23 protein-coding genes and 1 tRNA gene are annotated in these 25,603 nt (G+C 39.9%); 9 read left to right on the plus strand and 15 right to left on the minus strand.

Annotated elements, in window-relative coordinates:
• Both B0184_RS00400 and pyk read right to left on the minus strand, forming a co-directional pair.
• The coding region (locus B0184_RS00400) for an ESPR-type extended signal peptide-containing protein (RefSeq protein WP_279625840.1) at window positions 1–1,821 on the minus strand (1,821 nt) is incomplete at its 3' end.
• A gap of 277 nt (window positions 1,822–2,098) precedes the next feature.
• Entirely contained in the window at window positions 2,099–3,538 is a 1,440-nt protein-coding gene (gene pyk / locus B0184_RS00405; RefSeq protein WP_005708484.1) for a pyruvate kinase, read from the minus strand.
• 125 nt (window positions 3,539–3,663) lie between these two features.
• On the opposite strand from pyk, the gene sixA reads away from it, so the two are divergent.
• The 3 genes from sixA to fis all read left to right on the plus strand — a co-directional run bounded on the left by sixA (window position 3,664) and on the right by fis (window position 5,619).
• A complete protein-coding gene (gene sixA / locus B0184_RS00410) occupies window positions 3,664–4,152 on the plus strand; it encodes a phosphohistidine phosphatase SixA (RefSeq protein ID WP_005708586.1) in 489 nt (162 codons plus the stop codon).
• Window positions 4,153–4,346: 194 nt separating this feature from the next.
• Entirely contained in the window at window positions 4,347–5,312 is a 966-nt protein-coding gene (dusB, locus tag B0184_RS00415; protein ID WP_005708608.1) for a tRNA dihydrouridine synthase DusB, read from the plus strand.
• 13 nt (window positions 5,313–5,325) lie between these two features.
• The gene (fis, locus tag B0184_RS00420; RefSeq protein ID WP_005705819.1) at window positions 5,326–5,619 is read left to right on the plus strand and encodes a DNA-binding transcriptional regulator Fis; all 294 of its coding nucleotides are present in this window, start codon (window positions 5,326–5,328) and stop codon (window positions 5,617–5,619) included.
• A 254-nt stretch (window positions 5,620–5,873) separates the two neighbouring features.
• Here fis and B0184_RS00425 read toward each other — a convergent pair whose 3' ends face one another.
• The 4 genes from B0184_RS00425 to B0184_RS00440 all read right to left on the minus strand — a co-directional run bounded on the left by B0184_RS00425 (window position 5,874) and on the right by B0184_RS00440 (window position 8,846).
• Complete coding sequence (locus B0184_RS00425; RefSeq protein WP_005708552.1) at window positions 5,874–6,704, minus strand: MetQ/NlpA family lipoprotein; 831 nt, start codon at window positions 6,702–6,704, stop codon at window positions 5,874–5,876.
• A gap of 36 nt (window positions 6,705–6,740) precedes the next feature.
• On the minus strand, window positions 6,741–7,418 hold the full coding sequence (locus B0184_RS00430; protein ID WP_005708492.1) for a methionine ABC transporter permease: 678 nt from the start codon (window positions 7,416–7,418) through the stop codon (window positions 6,741–6,743).
• Window positions 7,408–8,445 carry a methionine ABC transporter ATP-binding protein MetN gene (gene metN / locus B0184_RS00435; protein WP_005708526.1) on the minus strand — a complete coding sequence of 346 codons (1,038 nt, stop codon included), beginning with the start codon at window positions 8,443–8,445 and terminating at the stop codon, window positions 7,408–7,410. The genes B0184_RS00430 and metN overlap by 11 nt, the downstream gene beginning before the upstream one ends.
• A gap of 131 nt (window positions 8,446–8,576) precedes the next feature.
• Window positions 8,577–8,846 carry a GNAT family N-acetyltransferase gene (locus B0184_RS00440; protein ID WP_005708420.1) on the minus strand — a complete coding sequence of 90 codons (270 nt, stop codon included), beginning with the start codon at window positions 8,844–8,846 and terminating at the stop codon, window positions 8,577–8,579.
• A 131-nt stretch (window positions 8,847–8,977) separates the two neighbouring features.
• Between B0184_RS00440 and purH the strand changes: the two genes are divergently transcribed.
• On the plus strand, window positions 8,978–10,567 hold the full coding sequence (gene purH / locus B0184_RS00445; protein ID WP_005708533.1) for a bifunctional phosphoribosylaminoimidazolecarboxamide formyltransferase/IMP cyclohydrolase: 1,590 nt from the start codon (window positions 8,978–8,980) through the stop codon (window positions 10,565–10,567).
• 81 nt (window positions 10,568–10,648) lie between these two features.
• Here purH and selD read toward each other — a convergent pair whose 3' ends face one another.
• Window positions 10,649–11,689, minus strand: a complete 1,041-nt coding sequence (selD, locus tag B0184_RS00450) for a selenide, water dikinase SelD (RefSeq protein ID WP_078177596.1) — start codon at window positions 11,687–11,689, stop codon at window positions 10,649–10,651.
• Between the two features lie 82 nt (window positions 11,690–11,771).
• A complete protein-coding gene (gene ndk / locus B0184_RS00455; RefSeq protein ID WP_005708538.1) occupies window positions 11,772–12,188 on the minus strand; it encodes a nucleoside-diphosphate kinase in 417 nt (138 codons plus the stop codon).
• 179 nt (window positions 12,189–12,367) lie between these two features.
• Between ndk and sodA the strand changes: the two genes are divergently transcribed.
• Both sodA and B0184_RS00465 read left to right on the plus strand, forming a co-directional pair.
• The gene (sodA, locus tag B0184_RS00460; protein ID WP_005708524.1) at window positions 12,368–13,009 is read left to right on the plus strand and encodes a superoxide dismutase [Mn]; all 642 of its coding nucleotides are present in this window, start codon (window positions 12,368–12,370) and stop codon (window positions 13,007–13,009) included.
• A gap of 217 nt (window positions 13,010–13,226) precedes the next feature.
• Window positions 13,227–16,085, plus strand: coding sequence for a TonB-dependent receptor domain-containing protein (locus tag B0184_RS00465; RefSeq protein ID WP_005708438.1), 2,859 nt, complete (start codon window positions 13,227–13,229; stop codon window positions 16,083–16,085).
• A gap of 183 nt (window positions 16,086–16,268) precedes the next feature.
• Here the strand turns inward: B0184_RS00465 and B0184_RS00470 are convergent.
• The 5 genes from B0184_RS00470 to B0184_RS00490 form a co-directional block, all read right to left on the minus strand.
• Window positions 16,269–16,344: transfer RNA gene (locus B0184_RS00470), tRNA-Asn, on the minus strand.
• Window positions 16,345–16,450: 106 nt separating this feature from the next.
• On the minus strand, window positions 16,451–17,203 hold the full coding sequence (gene moeB / locus B0184_RS00475; protein ID WP_005708612.1) for a molybdopterin-synthase adenylyltransferase MoeB: 753 nt from the start codon (window positions 17,201–17,203) through the stop codon (window positions 16,451–16,453).
• A gap of 13 nt (window positions 17,204–17,216) precedes the next feature.
• On the minus strand, window positions 17,217–18,461 hold the full coding sequence (moeA, locus tag B0184_RS00480) for a molybdopterin molybdotransferase MoeA (RefSeq protein ID WP_005708607.1): 1,245 nt from the start codon (window positions 18,459–18,461) through the stop codon (window positions 17,217–17,219).
• A 175-nt stretch (window positions 18,462–18,636) separates the two neighbouring features.
• Window positions 18,637–20,163, minus strand: coding sequence for an amidophosphoribosyltransferase (gene purF, locus B0184_RS00485; protein WP_005708474.1), 1,527 nt, complete (start codon window positions 20,161–20,163; stop codon window positions 18,637–18,639).
• 13 nt (window positions 20,164–20,176) lie between these two features.
• Complete coding sequence (locus tag B0184_RS00490; RefSeq protein WP_005708601.1) at window positions 20,177–20,683, minus strand: CvpA family protein; 507 nt, start codon at window positions 20,681–20,683, stop codon at window positions 20,177–20,179.
• A 294-nt stretch (window positions 20,684–20,977) separates the two neighbouring features.
• Between B0184_RS00490 and B0184_RS00495 the strand changes: the two genes are divergently transcribed.
• Both B0184_RS00495 and B0184_RS00500 read left to right on the plus strand, forming a co-directional pair.
• Window positions 20,978–21,895, plus strand: coding sequence for an SPFH domain-containing protein (locus tag B0184_RS00495; RefSeq protein ID WP_005708457.1), 918 nt, complete (start codon window positions 20,978–20,980; stop codon window positions 21,893–21,895).
• Between the two features lie 21 nt (window positions 21,896–21,916).
• Window positions 21,917–22,372 (plus strand): NfeD family protein, encoded by a 456-nt coding sequence (locus tag B0184_RS00500; RefSeq protein WP_005708434.1) that lies wholly within the window; start codon window positions 21,917–21,919, stop codon window positions 22,370–22,372.
• A gap of 57 nt (window positions 22,373–22,429) precedes the next feature.
• Here B0184_RS00500 and rnhA read toward each other — a convergent pair whose 3' ends face one another.
• Both rnhA and argG read right to left on the minus strand, forming a co-directional pair.
• Entirely contained in the window at window positions 22,430–22,894 is a 465-nt protein-coding gene (gene rnhA / locus B0184_RS00505) for a ribonuclease HI (protein ID WP_039851313.1), read from the minus strand.
• Between the two features lie 82 nt (window positions 22,895–22,976).
• On the minus strand, window positions 22,977–24,308 hold the full coding sequence (gene argG, locus B0184_RS00510) for an argininosuccinate synthase (RefSeq protein ID WP_005708507.1): 1,332 nt from the start codon (window positions 24,306–24,308) through the stop codon (window positions 22,977–22,979).
• Window positions 24,309–24,496: 188 nt separating this feature from the next.
• Here argG and B0184_RS00515 point away from each other — a divergent pair, with 188 nt between their 5' ends.
• A complete protein-coding gene (locus B0184_RS00515) occupies window positions 24,497–25,534 on the plus strand; it encodes a glycosyltransferase family 9 protein (RefSeq protein ID WP_005708585.1) in 1,038 nt (345 codons plus the stop codon).
• The last annotated feature ends 69 nt before the right edge of the window (window positions 25,535–25,603 follow it).

Raw genomic sequence — 25,603 nt, forward strand, 5'->3', positions numbered from 1 at the left:
TGCATTACCGTCTTTATCTCCTACTTTTAATGCACCCGTATCCGCAGATAATTGTACCGCTTTATCGCCTTCACCAAGAGTTACCTTGTTTTTCGCTGTTACGCTATCAACTTCGATGTCTTTCGCTAAACCGTAAGTGAATGTCTTACCATTACGTTTTACCGCTAAGTTTTTGTCCGCTTCGAAAGTAATTTCATCACCAGCGCCAATCGCTTCTGATTTTGCACCTTTCTCTGTACGGTCTGTCATTGTTTCTTCTAGGTTATTCGCTTTCGCAAACCATTTCGCGCTGTTGATTGCGTTCGCTACGTTCTCAACTGTCGCTACTTTGTTCTTATCTGCATCAGCTACGGTTACTTTACCTTTATTATTACCGCTTTCTTCTGCAGGTTTGATTGAACCTGTGTTCACTTTAATAGTAATAGTATTGTTATCTGCTTTTGTTGAGATAACACCACCATCTTCACCTTTAACAGTTAACCCCTGATCCCATAAGCGCACATCTGCACCATTATTTGCAGTTTCATCGCCTGCAATTTGTAAGTTAACAGATTTTAATTGTGCTACGTTTACTGCGTCAGTATCTACAGTACCTGCTGCCAAGTTGTTGATTTGACGAGTATGAGTTTCGCTACCTACAGAAACACCAGCTTTCGTTGAAGTTAACGTTTTGTCTGTTAACGAAGCGTATTTATTTAATACTGAACGCTCGTTACGAGTAGTTGTGTTCTGGTTGAAACCACTAACGCCTTTATTAACAGTTGTTTTAGAGTCAGAACCTAAAGCTACGCCGTCTTGGATATTCGCGATTGATTTAGGACCAGCTGCGAAAGCAAATTGAGCACTTGCCGCAGATTCAGAACCGATTGCCGTTGCATATTGGCTGTTTGTTGATGATGCTTTGTAACCAATTGCAACAGAATGATTTGATTTAGCCGCACTTTCACGACCGATTGCAATTGCATTGCTACCCGTTGTTTCCGTAATAATACCAATTGAGATACTGCTGTTACCTGATGCTTTAGCGGCTTGGTACTGACCAGCACGATTTGGGTTGCTTGTTGTTGCTCCACCAATTGCGATTGCAAAATCAGCATCTGCTTTAGAGAAAGTACCTAATGCAACTGTTGCTTGTTTACTTGCTGCCGCAGAAGTACCTACAGCAGTAGCATGGTTACTTGTTGCTTGAGCAGAACGACCTAATGCTGTTGCACGGTCATAAGTTGCTTGTGCTTGCATACCTAAAGCTGTAGTTGATTGCCCCATTGCTTTCGCCTCAGCACCCACAGCAGTGGTAAAGTTACCGTTATTTTGGTAGGAACCACGATTAGTATCTATACCTGCATAAGCTTGTTGACCTAATGCAGTCGAAGATCCACCTAATGCACGAGAGTATGAACCTAAAGCAACCGCTGCTTGACTAATGTTTGCACCGTTACCAGTTGCTTTCGCCATTAAACCGATTGCAATATGACCGTTACCACCTTGACCATTTTCACCACCAGCGTGAGAGCCGTTACCCATTGCGATACCATCATACGCTGTTACTGTTGCCCCTGGAGTTTGAGTTGCACCGTTTAAAGATTGATCTGTTACGTGATCAGTACCAATTGCTAAGCCACCGCGGTCATATGCAGTAATAACTGGCTTTGCTGACTCTGCCGCCATTACACCACTTGCTGTTACGAAAGAAGCCGCTAGAACTGAAAGTTTAGCCACTTGTTTTACTGAGCTTTGTTTTTTATAAGCCTTACTTAATTCAGACACAACCGTCCATGATTGAGTTGCGTGATTCCAAATAACTTTAAATATTTTATTCATTTACATGTTTCCTTATGAATAAGATGTAGATTATGGTGCTTTTAAATAAAAACGCCTGTAGAAGTTGATCATCTTAGAAGTAAGATATCAAGCCCTCATAATAATACCTTTTTTTTGCTTAATAAAGAAACAAATTTACATAAGATTACACGAAAAGAAATTAGGGATAGGATCTTGGGGGTAAATTTACAAAACACTAACAATTTAAGTGTAAATTGTCTAAAAAAAGAAGATAAATGAAGGGCGAGTATAACCCCGCCCGAAAATAATAGATGTATTATTCCACTTTTAAGATACGGCAAGTGTTTGTGCCGCCTTCTTTTAACTCATCGCCATGCGTTAATAACACTAAATCGCCTGCTAATAAGTAGCCTTGCTCTTTTAATAATGCTAATGCTTTTTTCGCACCATCAATAGTGCGGCTCTCTTCATCGTAGAACACTGGGGTTACACCACGATATAATGCCGTACGGTTTAATGCACGAGGGTTACGTGATAATGCGAAAATAGGTAAGCCTGAACTGATACGGCTCATTAATTTTGCGGTTTCGCCTGAGTGAGTTAATGCGATAATCGCAGAAACGCCTTCTAAGTGGTTTGCGGTGTACATTGCAGACATTGCAGTTGCTTCATCAACGTGTGTAAATGTACCTTCCATACGGTGACGAGAGACGTTGATGCTTGGCATAGATTCTGCACCTAAACATACATCCGCCATAGATTTTACGGTTTCAACCGGGTAGTCACCATTTGCGGTTTCGCCTGAAAGCATTACTGCATCAGTACCATCTAATACCGCATTTGCCACGTCCATTACCTCTGCACGAGTTGGCATTGGTTTTTTGATCATTGATTCCATCATTTGGGTTGCCGTAATCACTACGCGGTTTAATTTACGTGAACGACGAATTAAACGTTTTTGCACGCCAACTAATGCTGCATCGCCAATTTCAACACCTAAGTCACCACGTGCCACCATAATCACGTCTGCACCTAAGATGATGTCGTCCATCGCTTCTTCTGTTGCAACAGTTTCAGCACGTTCTACTTTCGCCACGATTTTCGCATCTAAGCCTGCTTCTTGTGCTAATTGACGTGCATAGTTTAAGTCTGCACTTGATTGAGGGAATGATACTGCTAAGTAATCTACGCCAATTTTTGCTGCTAATTTGATGTCGTTTTTATCTTTTTCAGTTAATGCTGGTGCAGATAAGCCACCACCTAATTTATTGATCCCTTTGTTGTTTGATAAAGGCCCACCAACAGTCACTTCAGTGTGAACTTTCACGCCTTCAACTTCTAATACTTTTAATTGAACGTTACCATCGTCTAATAAAAGAATATCGCCTGGTACGACATCGTTTGGTAAGTTTTTATAGTCTAAACCTACTGCATCTTGGTGACCTTCACCACGTGGCAAATCTGCATCTAAAGTGAATTTATCGCCGATGTTTAAGAAGATTTTACCATCTTTAAACGTAGAAACGCGGATTTTAGGGCCTTGTAAGTCACCTAAAATTGCCACGGTTTTCCCTAATTTAGCCGCAATTTCACGTACTTTATTTGCACGCTCAATGTGATCTTCTGGAACACCATGAGAAAAGTTCATACGAATCATATTCGCACCCGCTGCAATAATTTTTTCCAAAGTATTACCACGGTCAGTTGCAGGACCTAATGTGGTAACAATTTTGGTTCTTCTTAATTTTCGAGACATTGATTACTCCAATTATTGAAAGTTAGATTTTAAAAAATTTTCTTGATACAGTAATAACCATACAAAACGGCGGGTATTATACGCCTAAAATATAATTCTTGAAATACAAAAAAAGGAAACAGCTTATGAACATCTGGATTATGCGCCATAGCGAAGCGGGCTTTGATGCGCCAACCGATAGCGAAAGAACCTTAACAGAAAAGGGCAAAAATGCAGCGTTTTTACAAGGCAAATGGTTGGGTGAACAATGTATTCCGCGAAATATTCAGTTCGATAAAATCTTAGTAAGCCCTTATGTTCGAGCTCAGCAAACACTTACAGCACTCACACAAGGCATGGAAGCGGTTGGTTTTTCCCAACATTTTGCAAATATTACTGAGGAATGGGATGAAATCACGCCAAGTGGCTCACCTATTCTGATCCAAGATTATTTGGCATTTTTGAATGAAGAAGGGGCAAAGCAAGTACTTATCGTTTCACATTTACCGCTGGTGTTTGATTTAGTCCAAACATTCACACAATATCAGCAAAGCGTGCATTTTTACCCCGCTGTCATCGCTGAAATCCATTGGAATGGAACAAAAGGCATGCTTTTACAAGAAAAAATCGCTTAAACAAAAAAATCAAGCAGATTTTTTCATATTTTTTATTAAATTGTTTAAAAATCACTCTTCTCAAACGTGTAAAAAATGCGTATGATACGCCCCCTTGATTGTTGCATTGCATAACAATTAGGCAAATTATAAAAAGATGCAGTATGGAATTGCATCTTTTTTCGTTGATATTTTAAGAAGAATGCGGAGAAATGATGCGAATTGGACAATATGAATTTAAAAACCGTATTTTCCTCGCACCAATGGCGGGTATTACCGACCAACCATTTCGCCGTTTATGTAGCCAGCTTGGTGCTGGGCTTACCTTCTCTGAAATGATGTCAACTAACCCTGATGTATGGCATACTGAAAAGTCTAAACTGCGTTTAGCTCATCACCAAGAAATTGGAATTAATGCCGTACAAATTGCAGGAGCTGATCCTATTGAAATGGCAGAAGCAGCAAAGGTAAATGTAGGCTATGGTGCTGAAATTATTGATATCAATATGGGATGCCCCGCTAAAAAGGTAAACAAAAAAATGGCAGGCTCTGCCCTTTTGCGTGAGCCCGATTTAGTGGCTGATATTTTACAGACTGTGGTGAATGCTGTAGATGTGCCTGTTACCTTGAAAATTAGAACAGGCTGGGATCTTGAGAATCGAAATTGCGTAGAAATTGCCCAAATTGCAGAGCAAGCGGGTATTCAGGCTTTAACGCTTCATGGACGCACACGAAGTTGTTTATTCAACGGAGAAGCCGAATATGAGAGCATTAAAGCGGTCAAAAATGCGGTTTCCATTCCAATTATTGCCAACGGGGATATTACCTCCGCTGAGAAAGCGAAATTTGTGCTCGATTACACAGGCGCAGATGCCGTGATGATTGGTAGAGGGGCTTATGGTCGCCCTTGGATATTCAAGGAAGTGAATGATTTTTTAGAGAATGGTTATTACACTACCTTAGCAACGGAAGAAAAATGTCGCCTTATGTTGCGACATATCCAAGATCTTCATCAGTTTTATGGCGAAGAAAAAGGATATCGGATTGCTCGGAAACACGTCAGTTGGTATGTAGAAAATTTAATGCCAAACTCAACTTTTAAGCGTGCTTTTAATGCGTTAGAGAGTGCGAAAGCGCAACTCGATGCATTAGAAGATTTTGTAGAAGATCTCTTAGATTAAGTGGATAAAGGAAATGATTGAACAACCAGTAAACAACCCATTAACGGTTACGATGCTAAATGCACAAGCTCAACAAGTAGTAAAACCACTACGCGATAACGTAAAAGCAGCATTAAAGAATTATTTAGCACAATTAAACAATGAAGATCCAACAGAATTATACGAATTAGTATTATCTGAAGTTGAGCATCCAATGCTTGATATGGTGATGCAATATACACGCGGTAACCAAACTCGTGCTGCAACTATGCTTGGCATTAACCGTGGCACATTACGCAAAAAATTAAAAAAATACGGTATGGGTTAATTCTTACTCGGATAAAAAACCTCACTCTTCGAAAGATGGTGAGGTTTTTTTACGATATTATACTGCCGTTGTTCCATCATCATAGGCTGAACTCAAAATAAAAATTTAAAGATAATTAGCCAATATAGGAGAAATGTTAAGGAATCTTTATGGAAACGCCAAAATCCGGTAATGTAATGATAAAAAGGCATAATAAAAATCCCTATTGAATTAAAGTTTCAATAGGGATTTTACGATTTTTAATCAGTAAAAAATTACCAACCTTTTACTACACCATCTTTGAAGTGTTTTTGTGCTTCTTGGAACACTTCTTCAGTTTGGTATGCTTTTACAAAGTTTTTCACCTTGTCGCTATCTTTGTTATCTTTACGCGCTACAATGATGTTTACGTATGGAGAATCTTTATCTTCTACAAACACGCCATCATTCGCACTTAAACCAACTTGACCCGCATAAGTGTTATTTACCACCGCTAAATCCACATCATCCAATGCTTTTGCTGCCACTGATGTATCAACTTCTTGGATTTTCAAGTTTTTTGGGTTTTCAACAATATCAATCGCTGTTGAGAATAAGTTGGTATTGTCTTTTAATTTGATTAAGCCTTGTTTTTCTAACAAGATTAACGCACGTGCAAGATTACTTGGGTCGTTTGGTACAGCAATCACTGCACCGTCTTGTAACTCGCTTACTGATTTAATTTTTTTAGAATAACCTGCTAGTGGATACACGAACGTATTACCGACAATTTCAAGATTATCTAAGCCTTTAGATGCCGTATCTTTGTCTAAATACGGTTTATGTTGGAATGCATTGGCATCCAAATCACCTTTACTTACCGCTGTGTTTGGTAATGCGTAGTCGTTAAATAAAACGAACTCCACATCTAAACCATATTTTTCTTTTGCGATTTGCGCCGCTTTTTCTGCCACTGTGTGTTCAGGGCCAGACATTACGCCTACTTTGATTTTTTGAGTAGGTTGAGCTGCTGGAGTTTGAGCAGTTTCTGCTTTTTTCTCTTCGTTACAAGCGGTTAAAGCTAATGCTGAAACGAATGCAACACTTAATACTTTTTTAAAGTTCATAAAATACCTCTAAGAGATGTTGTGTTTAACTTGATCTTAGCGATGATCATATTTCTTCGCCAAATGATCGCCTAGTTTTTGAGAAACCATCACAATAGCCACAATAATGACTGTTGCAATCCATTTCACATAAACCATATTACGGTGTTCGCCGTAGCTGATAGCAAGGTTTCCTAAACCACCACCGCCAACAGCACCAGCCATTGCCGAATAACCAATTAACGCCACAAGGGTTAAAGTAATGCCGTTAATTAAAATCGGTAAAGATTCTGGCAAATAGAAACGAGTGACTACCTGCCAATTTGTTGCTCCCATTGATTTTGCTGCTTCGGTTAAACCTGCAGGAATTTCAAGCAAGGCATTTGCGGTTAAGCGTGCAAAGAATGGAATAGCTGACACACTTAATGGCACGATTGCTGCCGTTGTGCCTAATGTTGTTCCGACAATTAAACGGGTGAAAGGCAACAGCACAATTAACAAAATAATAAACGGCACAGAACGACCGATATTGATAATAATATCTAAAATTTGGTATGCACGTTGGTTCTCTAAAATCTCGCCTTTAGCTGTTAAGAAAGCAAAAAAACCGATTGGCAAGCCAATTACCACAGAAAGCAATGTTGCAACAAAGCCCATATAAATGGTTTCTACCGTTGATGAAGCCACGAGTTGCCACATCTGCGGAGTAAGCTCATTGAGAAAATCATTCCACATAACCTAGCACCTCAACTTTTACATTATTATCAATTAAATAGAATCTTGCTTCTGAAATCGCATCTTCTTCGCCGGTGACCTCCGCAATCACAAAGCCGAATTTTACACCACCTGCATAATCAATTTGCGACATCAAAATACTAAAATCAATGCCGAAGCGTTTTGAAGCGTGCGAGAGCAATGGTGCATCAACCGAGCGCCCTGTAAATTCAAACTTAATAATCGGTTTGTTTTTCTCTGCGCTTGGTTGAGCAGAAAGTTGTTCCATATACTCTTGCGGAAGCTCAATATGGAAGGTCGATTGAATAAATTTCTGAGCCAGTGTAGTTTTCGGATTAGAGAAAATTTCACTTACTGACCCCGTTTCAATCAGCTCACCTTTATCAATCACCGCCACACGATCACAAATGCGTTTAACCACTTCCATTTCGTGAGTAATCAACAAAATGGTTAAGCCTAAACGTTTGTTAATGTCTTTTAAAAGCTGCAAGATAGATTGCGTGGTTGCAGGATCTAATGCACTGGTTGCCTCATCACAAAGCAATACTTTTGGGTTAGAAGCCAACGCACGTGCAATCGCCACACGCTGTTTCTGACCGCCAGATAAATTACTTGGGTAAACATCTTTACGCTCGGTTAAACCGACTAATTCAAGCAATTCATTCACTTTTTTCTCTACTTGATCTTTCGGCGTATTATTTAAACGCAATGGCAACGCCACGTTTTCAAATACGGTTTGCGAAGAAAGCAAATTAAAATGCTGGAAAATCATTGCAATGTTGCGGCGAGCTAAAATCAGATCTTTATCCGACATTGCAGTTAAATCTTGCCCATCCACAATCACTTGCCCAATGGTTGGGCGTTCTAATAAATTCACGCAACGAATCAGCGTGCTCTTCCCTGCGCCAGAAGCCCCAATTACACCGTAAATTGTGCCTTGCGGAACTTCAAGGCTCACATTGTCAAGGGCGGTAATTTTTTTGCCGTTTACCTCAAACTGTTTGCTGATATTTTTCAGCTCAATCATAAATCTATCCACACACTTGTTAAAATATTTCAGTTATTTTAGATGTCTAGAATGCTATGTCAATTCACCTTACTTATTTTTTTATTCAAAAATGGAATAATGATAAACTAAACTGCCCATTTTTACTGAAATTAAGCGATCAAATCAGGATCATTTCGTTGCATTTTGACATCAATATAGCTACAACTTGGCTTGATTTTAAGCTGATTTTGTTTAGCAAAATCAATTACGGCAGAATAGAGTTTCCCTGCAATACCCTTGCCTTGAAAGGCTTCATCCACTTTTGTAGTAAATACATCAATCACATCATTACGAATATAACGATAGCGTAATTTGCCCATTTTTACTTCACCTTCAAAATAACTAAATTCGCCTTGTTCTGCGTTATGAATAATTTGCATACTTTGCTCCTAACAATTTCACGTTGTAAAAAATTTGTAGAAATACACCGCTTGCTAATGAAAAAAGCAAACGTTTGCGTTATAATCTCGCCCGATTTTTTTATTTTAATCTATATTAAAGGGAACTCAAAATGGCGATTCAACAAGCGTTATTAAGTGTGTCTGATAAAAAAGGCATTGTGGAATTTGCACAAGGGCTGGTGGCTCGTGGTGTAAAATTGCTTTCAACAGGCGGAACAGCAAAATTACTTGCTGAAGCAGGCTTGCCTGTAACGGAAGTGTCAGACTACACAGGTTTCCCTGAAATGATGGATGGGCGCGTAAAAACCCTTCACCCGAAAGTACACGGTGGAATTTTAGGACGTCGCGGCACCGATGATGAAGTGATGAACCAACACGGCATTGAGTGCATTGATATGGTAGTGGTGAATCTTTATCCGTTCGCTGCAACGGTCGCAAAACCAGATTGCACCCTTGAAGATGCGGTAGAAAATATCGACATTGGCGGTCCAACAATGGTGCGTTCTGCAGCGAAAAACCACAAAGATGTGGCGATTGTGGTAAATAATGGCGATTTCGATGCAATTTTAGCAGAAATGGATCAAAACGAGAATAATCTGACCTTAGCGACTCGCTTTAACCTTGCAATTAAGGCTTTTGAACACACTGCGCAATACGACAGTATGATTGCCAACTACTTCGGACAAAAAGTGCCACCTTATCAAGGGGCAGAGGAAGAAGATTTAACCCAAGTTTGTGGTCAATTCCCGCGTACGCTAAACCTCAATTTTGTGCGTAAACAAACGATGCGTTATGGCGAAAATGCTCACCAAAATGCCGCATTCTATGTAGAAAATGAAGTGAAAGAGGCTTCCGTTTCAACCGCAAAACAATTACAAGGTAAAGCCCTTTCTTACAACAACATTGCTGATACCGATGCCGCACTTGAATGCGTAAAAGAGTTTGAGCAGCCAGCTTGTGTAATAGTGAAACACGCGAATCCGTGTGGGGTGGCATTAGGCGAAAACATTTTAGAGGCCTATGATCGCGCTTATCAAACTGACCCAACTTCTGCGTTCGGAGGCATTATCGCTTTCAACCGTGAGTTAGATGGCACAACGGCAGAAACCATTGCAGATCGTCAATTTGTAGAAGTCATCATCGCACCAAGCATTTCTGCTGAAGCGAAAGAAGCACTAGCGAAAAAGAAAAATGTTCGCGTGTTAGAATGTGGCGAATTTAGCCAAGCACAAAAACGCTTAGACTTCAAACGTGTGAATGGTGGCTTGTTAGTGCAAGAAGCGGATCAAGGTTCAGTATCGCTTGCAGATTTGAAAGTGGTTTCTAAACGCCAACCAACCCAAGCAGAACTTGAAGACTTACTCTTCTGCTGGAAAGTCGCGAAATATGTGAAATCGAATGCGATTGTGTATGCGAAAAACGGACAAACCATCGGTATTGGTGCAGGCCAAATGAGCCGTGTGTATTCTGCGAAAATTGCTGGCATTAAAGCCGAAGATGAAGGATTGCAAGTGGCGGGGTGTGTGATGGCATCAGATGCTTTCTTCCCATTCCGTGATGGTATTGATGCCGCAGCGAAAGTGGGCATTACTTGCGTAATTCACCCAGGTGGTTCAATGCGTGATCAGGAAGTGATTGATGCCGCCGATGAACACGATATGGCGATGGTATTAACAGGAATGAGACATTTCCGTCATTAATCCACCATTCGAATGTTCACGATATAAACAAAAAAGGGAGAATAACTACGTTATTTTCCCTTTTTGCTCTATATGCCTATATTAACACACTTCAATTAGCGGTCTATTTTCATCCATTTCTAACAAACGCCCCACTCGGAAAAGTGGCACATTCATTGCGTTTGCAATTTGTTGGATTTTTTCGACCGCTTGTGACTCAACCGCCACTAATAAACCACCAGAAGTTTGCGGATCACACAAAATCGTTTTCTGCTCGTCCGTCAATGGTGAAATCAAATGCCCGTAGCTTTCAAAGTTGCGGTTTGTTCCCCCCGGTACAGAGCCTTGCGCAATATAATCTTGCACGCCATCAAGCGTTTGAATATGAGCAAAATCAACTTCCGCTCGTAAATTTGAGCCCTCGCACACTTCTTTTAAATGTCCCAGCAAGCCAAAACCTGTGACATCCGTCATCGCTTTCACTTCATCCAATTTGGAGAATTCCGCACCAATCAAGTTCATTTGACACATCGCATCTCGTGCTAAATGTTGATGCTCTGGCTTCAAAATTCCCCGTTTTTCTGCGGTTGTCAAAATACCAATACCAAGTGGTTTAGTTAAGAAGAGTTCACAACCTGCGGTTGCTGAAGCATTGCGTTTCACTTTTTCAGTTGGAATAACGCCCGTTACGGCTAAACCAAAAATTGGCTCGGGAGCATCGATGGAGTGTCCGCCTGCCAAAGCAATGCCCGCTGTGGCACAAGCTGCTCGTCCGCCTTCTACAATTTGTTGCGCGACTTCTGCAGGGAGTTTGTTGATAGGGAAGCCTAAAATCGCAATTGCCATAATCGGCTTACCGCCCATCGCAAAAATATCACTAATTGCATTAGTTGCAGCAATTCGTCCAAAATCAAATGGATCATCAACAATTGGCATAAAGAAATCGGTGGTGCTGATAATGCCTACACCGTTGCCAATGTCGTAAACTGCTGCATCATCAGCGGTTTCGTTGCCAACTAATAAATTTGGGTCGATCAATTTTTCGAGTTCGCTATGTAAAATTGTCCCTAACACCTTAGGCGAAATTTTACAGCCTCAACCTGCACCGTGACTAAATTGCGTTAAACGTACTTGTTCGGTCATCTCGCCTCCTTATCCATAAAATCATTATGAGCATTTTACCAAAAGTAACACAAGCGGTCGATTTTCTGTAATCAATCTTCTTTTACACAATTTCATTTAGTGTAAAGAAATAAGCGATTTCACGCTCTGCTGATTCAACAGAATCAGAACCGTGCACTGAATTTTCACGTCCACTTAATGCGTACATTTTACGAAGCGTCCCTTCTTTTTGATCTTCTGGTTTTGTTGCTCCCATTAAAGCACGATAATTTGCTACTGCGTTTTCACCTTCCAGAACCACTGCAACCACAGGGGCTGAAATCATAAAATCAATGAGCGAAGTAAAATATTCGCGCCCTTGATGTTCTGCATAAAAACCTTCCGCTTGTTCACGGGTAAGTTGGATTTTTTTCAATGCCTTAATGGTTAAACCAGCTTCTTCTAAATGCGATAAAATTTTACCGATTAAATGGCGTTTCGTCGCATCTGGTTTAATTAAGCATAAAGTTTGTTGGATCATTCTTTTCTCCGTTATTCTCGTCATAAAATAAGCATATAAGTAAGCAGTGATATTTTAGCAAAAATATTACAAATATTTGCGATAGATCAAATTAAAGTGTATTAACTGACTATTTTTTGGTAGAATTTACAGCGAGTTTTAACTCAAGTTTTACCTATTTTTATTTGAGGATAATAATAATGGCATACACATTACCAGAATTAGGCTACGCATATGATGCATTAGAGCCACATTTCGATGCAAGAACAATGGAAATTCACCATTCTAAGCATCACCAAACTTATGTAAATAATGCAAATGCAGCATTAGAAGCATATCCAGAATTATTAGAACAATGCCCAGGTAAATTAATTTCAAACCTTGAGCAAGTTCCTGCAGAAAAACGTGTTGCAGTGCGTAACAATGTGGGCGGTCACGTGAACCATACGTTATTCTGGAAAGGTTTAAAAACTGGCACAACTTTACAAGGTGCATTAAAAGACGCAATTGAGCATGATTTCGGTTCTGTTGAAGCATTCCAAGCACAATTTGAACAAGCAGCAGCAACTCGTTTCGGTTCAGGCTGGGCGTGGTTAGTATTAGAAGAGGGTAAATTAGCCGTTGTTTCAACAGCAAACCAAGATTCTCCGTTAATGGGCAAAGCAGTGGCTGGCGTGTCTGGTTACCCAATTTTAGGTTTAGATGTTTGGGAACACGCTTACTACTTAAACTACCAAAACCGTCGTCCAGACTACATCAAAGCCTTCTGGAACGTAGTAAACTGGGACGAAGCAGCTCGCCGTTTTGAAGATAAAGTAAACACTTGTGGTTGTGCAAAATAATCAAAATTAATCTTATATCATTTACCTAGTAAGTAATGCGGATAAAGTAATGGATTTAACTTTATCCGCTTTTTTATTTACCATTTTTCTGTCTCTTTCATTTATTTAGCAATTTATTTTCTATTGATAGGTAAAAACCATTTGAATATAGTGTTTTTTAGATAGAAAATGCGAGCCATTTTCATTAAATAACCATAAAAAATAAAAGGAGACAAGCATGAGCAAAAAATTTTCGCTCAACATCATTACATTATCATTACTGGGGGTAGCTCAATTTGCTTATGCAGATTTAGTACTAGATGAAATCCAGGTAAAGTCTAGTGAAGTGAGTAACGATAAGAAGCCCTTCACTGAAGCCAAAGCCAAAAGTACGCGTGAAAATGTCTTTAAGGAAACACAAACCATTGACCAAGTGATTCGGAGCATTCCTGGGGCATTTACTCAACAAGATAAAGGCTCTGGTGTCGTTTCTGTGAATATTCGTGGCGAAAATGGATTAGGCCGTGTCAATACTATGGTTGATGGTGTAACCCAGACCTTCTATTCTACAGCCTTAGATTCTGGTCAATCAGGAGGAAGTTCTCAATTTGGTGCGGCAATCGATCCTAATTTTATTGCAGGTGTAGATGTCAATAAAAGTAACTTTTCGGGAACAAGCGGTATAAATGCGTTAGCGGGCAGTGCTAATTTTAGAACATTAGGCGTTAATGATGTCATTACCGATGACAAACCATTTGGCATTATTCTGAAAGGAATGACGGGAAGTAATGCTACTAAATCCAATTTTATGACGATGGCTGCAGGCAGAAAATGGCTTGATAATGGTGGCTATGTAGGTGTGGTGTATGGTTATAGCCAACATGAAGTTTCACAAGATTATCGTATTGGTGGCGGAGAACGATTAGCATCATTAGGGCAAGGTATTCTAGAGAAAGAAAAAGAAGCTTATTTTCGTAATGCGGGTTATGTTTTAAATCCTGCAGGGCAATGGGCACCTGATTTAAATAAAAATCATTGGTCTTGCAACGCACCCAATCCAACATTTAATGGAAATACAGCCCCAATTACAACAACCGATGAGCTAACTGGAGTGACCGAAACAAGAACACCAGGTTGTATTACTCGGATTGAACGACAAGAAGAAAATTACGATTATATTAGTGAAGAGGAGACGCCAGATGAGCCACGTTACAATACATCTCGCTATCAACTTGATAACTATAAAAATGAAACAAGAAAGAAAATTTTAAAAGAATTAGCAAATGGCACTCAGCCTCAAGAAATACCTGAATTACAGGATGAAGTAAATTCTACAAATGACTCATTTGAACGCAATAAAGATCAATATAGTGTTGCACCAATTGAGCCGGGTAGTTTGCAATCACGCTCCCGTAGCCATTTATTAAAATTTGAATATGGCGATGATCACCATACGCTAGGGGCACAATTACGCACGTTGGATAATAAAATTGGTTCACGTAAAATTGAAAACCGTAATTACCAATTCAATTATAACTTTAATGATCACAACTATCTCGATCTTAATTTAATGGCTGCACATAACATTGGCAAAACCATTTATCCTAAGGGTGGCTTTTTTGCAGGTTGGCAAGTTGCAGACAAACTTATTACCAAAAATGTCGCAAATATTGTTGATATAAATAACAGCTATACCTTCTTATTGCCAAAAGAAATCGATTTAAAAACCACATTAGGGTTTAACTATTTTACTAATGAATACAGTAAAAACCGTTTTCCAGAAGAATTAAGTTTGTTTTATGATGATGCTTCACATGATCAAGGTAACTACAGTAATTTAGGACGATTTAAAGGTAGTCGTAATTTACTGCCACAACGTTCAGTGATTTTACAACCTTCAGGTAAGCAGAAATTTAAAACGGTGTATTTTGATACCGCACTTTCTAAAGGCATTTATCATTTAGACTACAGCGTGAATTTTACCCATTATGCCTTTAATGGTGAGTATGTCGGATATGAAAATACAGCGGATCAAATTAATGAACCGATTTTGCATAAATCAGGTCATAAAAAGGCATTCAATCATTCTGCTACATTAAGTGCAGAACTGAGCGATTATTTTATGCCATTTTTTACTTATTCACGCACACACAGAATGCCGAATATTCAAGAGATGTTTTTCTCTCAAGTGTCTGATGCAGGGGTAAACACAGCATTAAAACCTGAACAATCTGACACCTATCAACTAGGCTTTAACACCTATAAAAAAGGTCTATTCACTCAAGACGATGTGTTAGGCGTAAAATTAGTAGGTTATCGTAGCTTTATTAAAAACTATATCCATAATGTTTACGGTGTTTGGTGGAGAGATGGTACGGTACCTACATGGGCAAACACGAATGGTTTTCGCTTTACCATCGCTCATCAAAATTATGAGCCTATCGTGAAAAAAAGCGGTGCCGAGTTAGAGCTTAATTATGATATGGGACGTTTTTTTGCGAATTTCTCTTATGCTTATCAACGTACGAATCAACCAACTAATTATGCCGATGCTAGCCCACGTCCGAATAATGCATCAAAAGAAGATATTTTGAAACAAGGTTATGGCTTATCTCGCGTTTCAATGCTACCGAAAGACTACGGCAGATTAGAGCTTGGCACACGCTGGTTTGATAAAAAATTAACCTTGGGTATCGCAGCACGTTATTATGGAAAAAGTAAACGTGCAACCATTCAAGAAGAATATATCAACGGTTCTCACTTTGAATTAAATACCGCGGGTGATAGAACTTACTATGCCGTTAAAAAAACGGAAGAGATTGAAAAACAACCGATTATTTTAGATTTACACGTCAGCTATGAACCAATCAAAGATTTGATTATTAAAGCGGAAGTACAAAATCTGTTAGATAAACGTTATGTTGATCCGTTAGATGCTGGAAATGATGCGGCTTCGCAACGTTATTATTCAAGTTTAAATAATTCTATCGAATGTGCGAAAGATCCATCTGCTTGTAACGGTGGTTCAGATAAAACCGTGCTTTATAACTTTGCACGTGGAAGAACTTTTATTATGAGCTTGAATTATAAATTTTAGAGCATATAAGACAATTAGAGTGTAATTTAGAGTAATAATAGAACTTATTTTAAGATAAAAAATAACCCTATAGCAAAAGGGCTATAGGGTAAATCTTTTGTTCTAATTCTGGAGGTAAGAATCACTGTTTTACAAAAGGAGACAAATAAAACAAGAACAAAAGCAAAACTAAAGGAAAATAGTTGGCTCCTCCTGCGGGACTCGAACCTGCGACATATGGATTAACAGTCCACCGTTCTACCGACTGAACTAAGGAGGAACAAAACGGTGTACATTTTATGCTAAAACGTTTTAGCTGTCAAATAGATTATTCCATAAATAAAATTATAAGTAATATTAGCCTTATTTATGCGATTTTATGCCATCTAGCATGATGCTGTGCAAACCTGACAACTCGGCATTTTCGGTAGATTCATCTCGCGCACAGAAAAATGCAAGCCATCAATAATCAACAATTTCCCCGCTAAGGTTTTGCCAATATTGAGTAAAACCTTGATGGTTTCCAATGCCTGCAAACTGCCGATCACCCCAACAATGGGGGAAATCACGCCTGCTTCCACGCAGCTTAACGTATCGCTGCCAAAAAGCTGGCTTAAACATTGGTAGCAGGCTTCGTTTTTGGCATAAGTAAACACAGAAATCTGCCCTTCAAAGCGGATTGCAGAACCTGAAACAAGCGGTCGTTTTTGTTCAAAACATTGCGAATTGAGTTGATTTCGCACATCAACATTATCAGTGCAATCAACAACAACATCTACTTGCTGAATGAGTTTGACAAATTCCGCATCATCACATTTTTTTACGACCGCTTGCACCTCAATGTTTGGGTTAATCGCTTGCAAACGCATCTTTGCTACTTCCGCTTTGGGCTTGCCAATATCGGCATCAGTGTAAAGAATTTGGCGTTGCAGATTGGAAAGTGAGATGGTATCGAAATCCACCAAAATGATTTTACCCACTCCCGCACTGGCTAAATATTGGCTTACAGCACAACCTAAACCACCTGCACCAACAATCAGCACGCGGCTGGCTTTCAGTTTCTCTTGTCCATCAAAATCCACTGCTTTTAGGCTGATTTGGCGGTTATAACGCAACATTTCGTGATCGGTTAATTCCATTATTTAACCGCCACTATTTCAATAAGCCATTAAACGGTTGAATGGTCACTTTTTCGCCCACTTGTACATTCCCACGCTCGGCTTCAAGTACGATAAAACAATTACTTTCATAGAAAGCACTAAAAATATGCGAACCTTGCTGCCCGACTGGTTTTACCATCAATTCGCCTTGTTCGTTGATGAAATAAAAACCGCGCTGGAAGTCTTGGCGACCTACTGCTTTTTTCAAATTGGTTGCCGCACAAGCGGTCATTTTTGGCATTAAATTTGCAAGATAGTCTGCATTAAAACCAGCAAGTTGAGCTAAGGCAGGCTGTACTAATTGATAGAAAGTCACCAACGCAGAAACAGGGTTGCCTGGTAAGCCAAAGAAGACGGTTTGTTTTTCGTTTTCATTACCTAAAAAGCCAAATGCGAATGGCTTACCTGGTTTTATTGCGATTTTCCAGAAAGCGATTTTACCCAATTCCTCGAGCACATCTTTGGTGAAATCCGCCTCACCGACTGACACGCCACCGCTGGTAATTAACACATCTGCAGCTTGTTGAGCTTTCATAAAAGCCTCTTCGAAAATTTGCGGATCATCAGGCTGAATGCCAAAATCTAAAATCTCGCAATTCAATTTCTCTAGCATTAAACGTACCGCAAAACGGTTGGTATCGTAAATTTGCCCTGCAGCAAGCGATTTGCCGACGCTCACTAACTCATCACCTGTCGAAAGAATCGCCACTTTAGTACGTTTAAATACCTCAACTTCCGCAATACCAAGCGATGCTAACAATGGCAAACTCGCCACGTTTAATAGGCTACCTTTAGCAAGCACAAGATTACCTTTTGCCACATCCTCGCCCACGCGACGGATATTTTGCCCAAGTTTAATTGCATTGGTAAAACGGATCTGATTTTCGCCCGCTTGTTCGGTTTCTTCTTGCATAATCACCGCATCACAGCCTGTAGGAATCATTGAGCCCGTCATAATGCGGACACATTCGCCCGCCTGAGTTTCGCCCTCAAATGGCTTGCCCGCAAAGGATTTGCCTGCGATATTAAAATCGGTAAACGTTTCTAAATCGGCAAACTTGATCGCATATCCATCCATTGCGGAATTATCAAAACTTGGGACGTTAATTGGCGAGATAATATCTTGGGCTAATACACGATTAGTGCAGTCGTTTAAGGAAAGTCTTTCAGTTTCGGTTGGTTGTGGCAGTTGTGCCAACATATTGGAAAGTGCTTCGTTGAGAGGTAAAAGTGCCATTTTATTTTCCTTATGAAAATAGACTTAAATTCTACCTTGTAGTGTGTGTGAACAAAGTTCATGCACCAAGTTGGGTATGTTACGTGCATGAATTTTTCAAATTCATACTCCCTACAAGTTAAAGAGAAAGGGCATAAAAACGCCCTTTTTTCTTAGTTTACCCGATTTTCACTGATTATGCACTTGCACTGATATTGTGAATTTCTAAATTACCCGATTGAGCCGCATTTTTCGCTTTGGCTTTATCATTACGAGCATTGGCAATAGCATCTAAATAGGCTTTGTTCACATCGCCTGTGATGTATTCGCCCGTAAAGACAGAAGCGTCAAAGTTTTTGATGGTAGGATTTTCAAGTTGTACCGCTTTAAAGAGTGAAGATAAATCTTGGAAAATCAATTTATCTACCCCGATCATTTCTGCGATTTGATCCACATCACGATGGTAAGCGACTAACTCTTCGCTGGTTGGCATATCAATGCCGTATACGTTTGGATAACGAATTTCTGGTGCAGCCGATGCGAAATAGACTTTTTTGGCTCCTGCTGCACGTGCCATTTCAACAATCTGTTCAGAGGTTGTGCCACGTACGATAGAGTCATCGACTAATAATACATTTTTGCCTTTAAACTCTGCAACGATTGCGTTAAGTTTACGGCGAACCGAGCTTTTACGCTGTGCTTGACCCGGCATAATAAAGGTGCGAGCTACATAGCGGTTTTTCACAAAACCTTGACGATATGGTTTGTAAAGCACGTTGGCGATACGCACGGCAATGTCGTTTGAGGTTTCAGGCACAGGGATAACCACATCAATTTCATCCACAATTCTGCCCCATTCTCGTTTGATTTTTTCACCCAACATTTCCCCCATATGCACACGAGATGCGTAAACTGAAACGCCATCAATCACAGAATCTGGACGAGCAAAGTAAACGTATTCAAAAATACAAGGATTGAGCGTTGGGTTATCTGCACAAATTTGAGAATGAAGTTCGCCATCGAAAGTAATATAAATTGCTTCGCCTGGGAGTACATCACGTTCAAATTCAAAGCCAACAATGTCTAATGCCACACTTTCAGAAGCAAACATATATTCAGTTTTGCCGTCTACTACACGTTTACCCAATACAAGCGGTCTAATTCCGAACGGATCGCGGAAAGCTACCATACCGTGCCCGATGATCATTGCGATACACGCATAAGCACCTTTGATGATCTGATTAGTTTTGCGAACGGTTTCAAAAATGTTTTCAGGTAAAAGGTGTGATGTTGGATATTGATCAAGATAGTGCGCAAAGATATTTAATAACGCTTCGGAATCAGAGTTGGTGTTCACGTGACGACGTGCCTCGGTGAAAAGCAACGCTTTTAATTCTGCACTGTTGGTTAAGTTGCCGTTATGCACGAGCGTTAAACCGAACGGTGAGTTTACATAGAATGGTTGTGCTTCTGAAACGCTTGAACTGCCCGCGGTTGGGTAGCGAACATGCCCAATTCCTGCATTACCTTGCAAGCGTAACATATGCTCTTGGTGGAAAACCTCGCTTACCAAGCCATTAGCTTTACGTAAGCGGAAACGGTTTTCCTCATCAATAGTGACAATACCTGCGGCATCTTGCCCACGGTGTTGAAGTAATGTTAATCCATCATAAATCGCTTGGTTTACAGGCGATCCCCCAATAATCCCGACAATGCCGCACATAAGAAAGTAACCTCTATTTAGTTGAATTTAAGAAACTGGAATTTGCCTGTAATTGCTCGAAGAACCATTGCACAATGAAGTCAAAATGAGGAATGAGTTGCGACTCTTTCCAAAGCTCATTTTGGCTTAGCGATGTGAAGGTATCAAGGAAGAAAAGTGCCACGGAGACAATTAAAATCCCACGCAATGCACCAAACGCCCCACCGAGAATACGGTCTGTAGTTGATAAAATGCCTGTGGTTGAAATAATTTTATTTAATAACGCATTGATGACACCGCAAATAATCAACACAATCACAAAAAGTGCTGTAGCTGCTACGCCATTGCGTAAATATTCTGAATTTTGTAAGTAAATAGAGTTAACTTGGGTAAGGTAACCACTCAAATAAGGATAAAAATTACTTGCTACCCAAAATGCCAATACCCAGCCAGCCAGTGATAATGCCTCACTTACAAAGCCACGCCATAAGCTAATCAGAATAGAAAAAGCAATCAAACCAACGATAATAATATCAACCATAAAAACCTCTACGGGCAATAGTCGCCCTATTTTACAAAAAAAGAAAACGTTTGCGTAGTGCAAACTGTGGAAAAAACACCATTATTTTGATGAAAATGAGTAAGCGGTCGATTTTGCAGAATATTTTGCAAATCTTTTCTCTTTTTTGACCGCTAAAGGAAAATGCCTCTACGATTTTAACCGTAAAGGCATTGGTTGTTATTGTAACGGGAATTTTCTGCAGATTCTACTATAAAAAGTAAAACGAATTTGCTAGACTTTTCTTGGTTAAACAATCATCAGAGGGAGTAAAAAATGTTAGATGGATTCACGCTTGCCGCCTTAATTTTTGTGGTATTTGTAGTGGTTATTTTATATTCCACCATTAAAACCGTGCCTCAAGGTTATAACTGGACGATTGAACGTTTTGGTCGCTACACTCGCACCTTAATGCCAGGACTGAATTTAGTCTTGCCGTTTATTGATCGTGTTGGTCGCAAAATCAATATGATGGAACAGGTATTGGATATTCCTTCGCAAGAAGTCATTTCTAAAGACAATGCGAATGTTGCTATTGATGCGGTTTGTTTTGTGCAAGTGATTGATGCTCGCAGTGCAGCATATGAAGTAAACCACCTTGAGCAGGCTATTATCAACTTAACAATGACCAATATTCGTACTGTTTTAGGATCGATGGAATTGGATGAAATGCTCTCACAACGAGATTCAATTAACAGCCGATTACTCGCAATCGTGGATGAAGCAACCAACCCTTGGGGCGTAAAAGTCACTCGTATTGAAATTCGTGATGTACGTCCACCGCGTGAGCTGATTGATTCAATGAATGCTCAAATGAAAGCGGAACGAAATAAACGTGCAGAAGTATTAGAGGCAGAAGGGATTCGCCAAGCTCAAATTTTACGTGCAGAAGGGGAAAAACAGGCACGTATTTTGAAAGCGGAAGGTGAGCGTCAAGAAGCATTTTTACAAGCCGAAGCCCGTGAGCGTGCAGCTGAAGCGGAGGCAAAAGCAACACAGATGGTTTCAGATGCAATTGCCAATGGTGATACCAAAGCAATTAACTATTTTATTGCACAAAAATACACCGAAGCATTAAAAGAGATTGGTGGTTCACAAAATAGCAAAGTGGTGTTAATGCCACTTGAAGCGGGGAATTTAATTGGCTCTGTGGCGGGCATTGCTGAATTATTGAGAGGAGAAAAACGTTCATAATACATAATATTAGAGGATAACATGATGGATTGGCTTACAACTTGGTCATTATGGCATTGGCTGATTTTAGGTTTTATGTTGCTGATTTGCGAGGTGCTCACGCCTGGTGTTTTCTTAATGTGGTGGGGATTTTCTGCTTTAGTGACGGCACTATTACAATGGCTTTTCCCTGCATTACCGCTCTCTGTCTTTGCAATTTTTTACGCTGTTTTAGCCTGTATTCTTTCCGTGATTTGGTGGAAATATCAAAATGGGAAAGATCGCCAAGCACAATCACATTCTAGTTTAAATCAACGCGATCACGCTCTGATTGGTAAATTTGGCACAGTGCAAGAAATTTCACCTAATGGCATTGGTCGAGGTATCTTTGGTGATACCACTTGGCGAATTCAAGGCGAGCAACTCGCTGTAGGTGATTTGATTTATGTTGAGCGAGTAGAAGGGATTACGTTAATTGTTAAAAAGCCCAATAAATAAACAAAAATAAGCGGTAGTATTTTGCAAATGTTTCGCAAAATATAACCGCTTGAATATTTAAATTTCTGGATTGTATCCAACATCTTCCAAACTAGGGTTATTCGCTCCTTGTTTGGCAAGTTCATCACAAATTTCATTTTCACGATGCCCTGAATGCCCTTTTACCCAGGTCCATTCTATTTGGTGGCGTTGAATTTCTTGATCTAAAGCTATCCACAAATCTTTATTTTTTACTGGTTTTTTATCACTCGTTTTCCAATCGTTTTTTTTCCAGTTAAAAATCCATTTTTGAATGCCGTTCTTCATATATTGGCTATCAGAATTTAGCTCGACCATACAAGGTTCTTTTAACATTGATAAAGCTTCAATCACTGCACGCAATTCCATACGGTTATTGGTGGTTTGAAAATACCCTTTGCTCACTGTTTTCTCGTGCTGGTTGTAACGCAGTAAAATCCCAACACCACCTTTTCCTGGATTACCTAAACAAGAACCATCGGTAAAAATTTCGACTTTTTTCATTTTAGTTTTAAATACAAAGGGCGTGTTCAACACGCCCATACCTTATTGATTTATATAACAAATTTTATTTGTCATTGACTGATTATTTGCTACCCAATTGCGGCACCACTTGATTATTCGCAGAGATTAAACCTGTATCGGTGTAAATTGCTAATTTACCGCGAGTGTCTACGATGTCTAGGTTACGCATCGTTAATTGACCGATACGATCGCTTGGGGTAAACGGCGCATCTTCCACTTTTTCCATACTTAAGCGTTCTGCTTCGTAGGTTAAGTTTGGAGATTCAGTGTTAAGAATCGTGAAGTCGTTACCACGACGTAATTCAAGTGTCACCGTACCAGTAATCGCTTTCGCTACCCAACGTTGTGCGGTTTCACGCAACATTAATGCCTGCGGATCGAACCAGCGACCTTGGTAAAGTAAGCGACCTAAACGTAAGCCGTTAATGCGGTATTGTTCTATGGTGTCTTCGTTGTGAATACCTGTCACTAAACGTTCGTAAGCGATGTGTAATAACGCCATTCCAGGAGCTTCGTAGATACCACGAGATTTCGCTTCGATGATACGGTTTTCGATTTGGTCTGACATACCCAAACCGTGGCGACCACCAATGCGGTTTGCTTCAAGAATTAACTCTACTGCATCATCAAAACGTTTGCCGTTTAAGGCAACTGGCACCCCTTCTTCGAAAGTAACAGTTACAGTTTCAGGTTTGATTTCAACAGACTCATCCCAGAATGCCACGCCCATAATCGGTTTGACAATTTTCATTCCGGTACTTAATTCCTCTAAGTCTTTCGCTTCGTGCGTTGCACCAAGCATATTTGAATCGGTTGAATAAGCTTTTTCTACTGACATTTTGTAGTCGAAGCCGTTTGCAATTAAGAATTGAGACATTTCAAAACGACCGCCAAGCTCGTCGATAAATTGATTATCTAACCACGGTTTGTAGATTTTTAATTTCGGATTAGTTAATAAGCCGTAGCGGTAGAAACGTTCGATATCGTTACCTTTGAACGTTGAGCCATCGCCCCAGATGTTTACATCATCTTCTTTCATTGCAGCCACAAGCATTGTCCCCGTTACTGCACGACCAAGTGGTGTGGTGTTGAAGTAAGGAATGCCGCCTGTTGAAATGTGGAATGCACCACATTGAATTGCTGCAATCCCTTCGTGGGCTAATTGTTGGCGACAGTCGATTAAACGTGCATTTTCCGCACCATATTCCATTGCTTTTTTCGGAATTGCATTGTAATCATCTTCGTCTGGCTGCCCTAAGTGTGCCGTGTAAGCATAAGGCACCGCACCTTTTTTACGCATCCAAAGTAATGCTGCTGATGTGTCTAAACCGCCTGAGAATGCGATCCCCACTTTTTGACCTAATGGGAGAGATTCTAAAATTGTTGCTGACATACAAATTCCTATATTTGAAATGAATGGAAAATCACTAACTGCAAACGATTGCGAGCAAGTAAAGCTGACACATTTTATTAGAAAAAAAAACAAATTTCATCTAAAATTTAGCTGAATTGTTGAATTTACTATTTTTGCAAACTTTATCGAAAAATCAGCCGCTTGAAATAAATAAAAAGAGTCTCAAAATGAAAAAAATCCTTGTTATCCGCAACGATAAAATCGGTGATTTTATGGTCTGCTTTCCCGCTTTTGCGATGCTCAAACAATCGTTACCCGATGTCGAAATTACCGCACTTGTGCCAAGCTACACTGCACCGCTAGCGGAACTTTGCCCTTCAATTGATAAGGTCATCATTGATGCCTCAAACAAAAAAAATTCTGCAGCATTTCAACAAGTATTACAAGCGGTCAAAAAAGAGCAATTTGATGCCGTAATTTCATTTGTATCTGATTGGTATAACGCTAAACTCACGTGGAAAAGCGGGATAAAATATCGTCTTGCTCCTGCAACAAAGTTGTTTCAATTTTTATATAACCATCGCTTAACCCAGCGCCGTTCTCAATCAACAAAAGCGGAATCGGCATACAATTTAGATTTGGCTCGTGCATTTTTAGAAAAACAAGATATTCCTGTTGTTGAACCTTCTGTGCCTTATTTGCAATTTAGTGAACAAGAGATCTCCACACAAAAAACCAAATTAGCAAAACTCTTAGGCATTTCACCCGCTTGCAAATGGGTCTTTGTGCATAGTTCTACTGGTGGTTCAGCAACCAGCCTTTCGCTTGAACAATATGCGACATTACTTAATAACTTAACCGAGCACTTTGATTGCCAAGTAATTTTAACCGCGGGAAAAGGCGAGGAAGAGCGAGCAAATGCATTGGCATCTCAACTTACGCCAAAAGCGGCGGTTTATGCCAAAAATGATGGCTTGCAAGATTTTAGCCGTTCAATTGCTTGTGCCGATCTTTTTATTGCAGGTTCAACAGGTCCGTTACATATTGCGGGAGCATTAAACGTGCCAACTATCGGCTTCTACCCAAGCCGACTTTCTGCCCAACCACAACGTTGGCGACCAATTAACGCAGAGGGAAAACATCTTGCTTTTATGCCGCCATTAGCACACGATTGTGCTTCGCAGATGAATTTGAGCCTAATTTCTATCGAGAATGCACTCAAAGAGATTATCCCTTTTGTGGCAATAAATTGGCAAAAAGCCTAGCTCTTTCAATGGTCTAGTCAAGAGAAATTTGTTACACTAGACCCCTTTATTAGCCTACAATATATCCAT

It is taken from the genome of Haemophilus paraphrohaemolyticus (genome assembly GCF_002015045.1).
Lineage (GTDB): Bacteria > Pseudomonadota > Gammaproteobacteria > Enterobacterales > Pasteurellaceae > Haemophilus_A > Haemophilus_A paraphrohaemolyticus.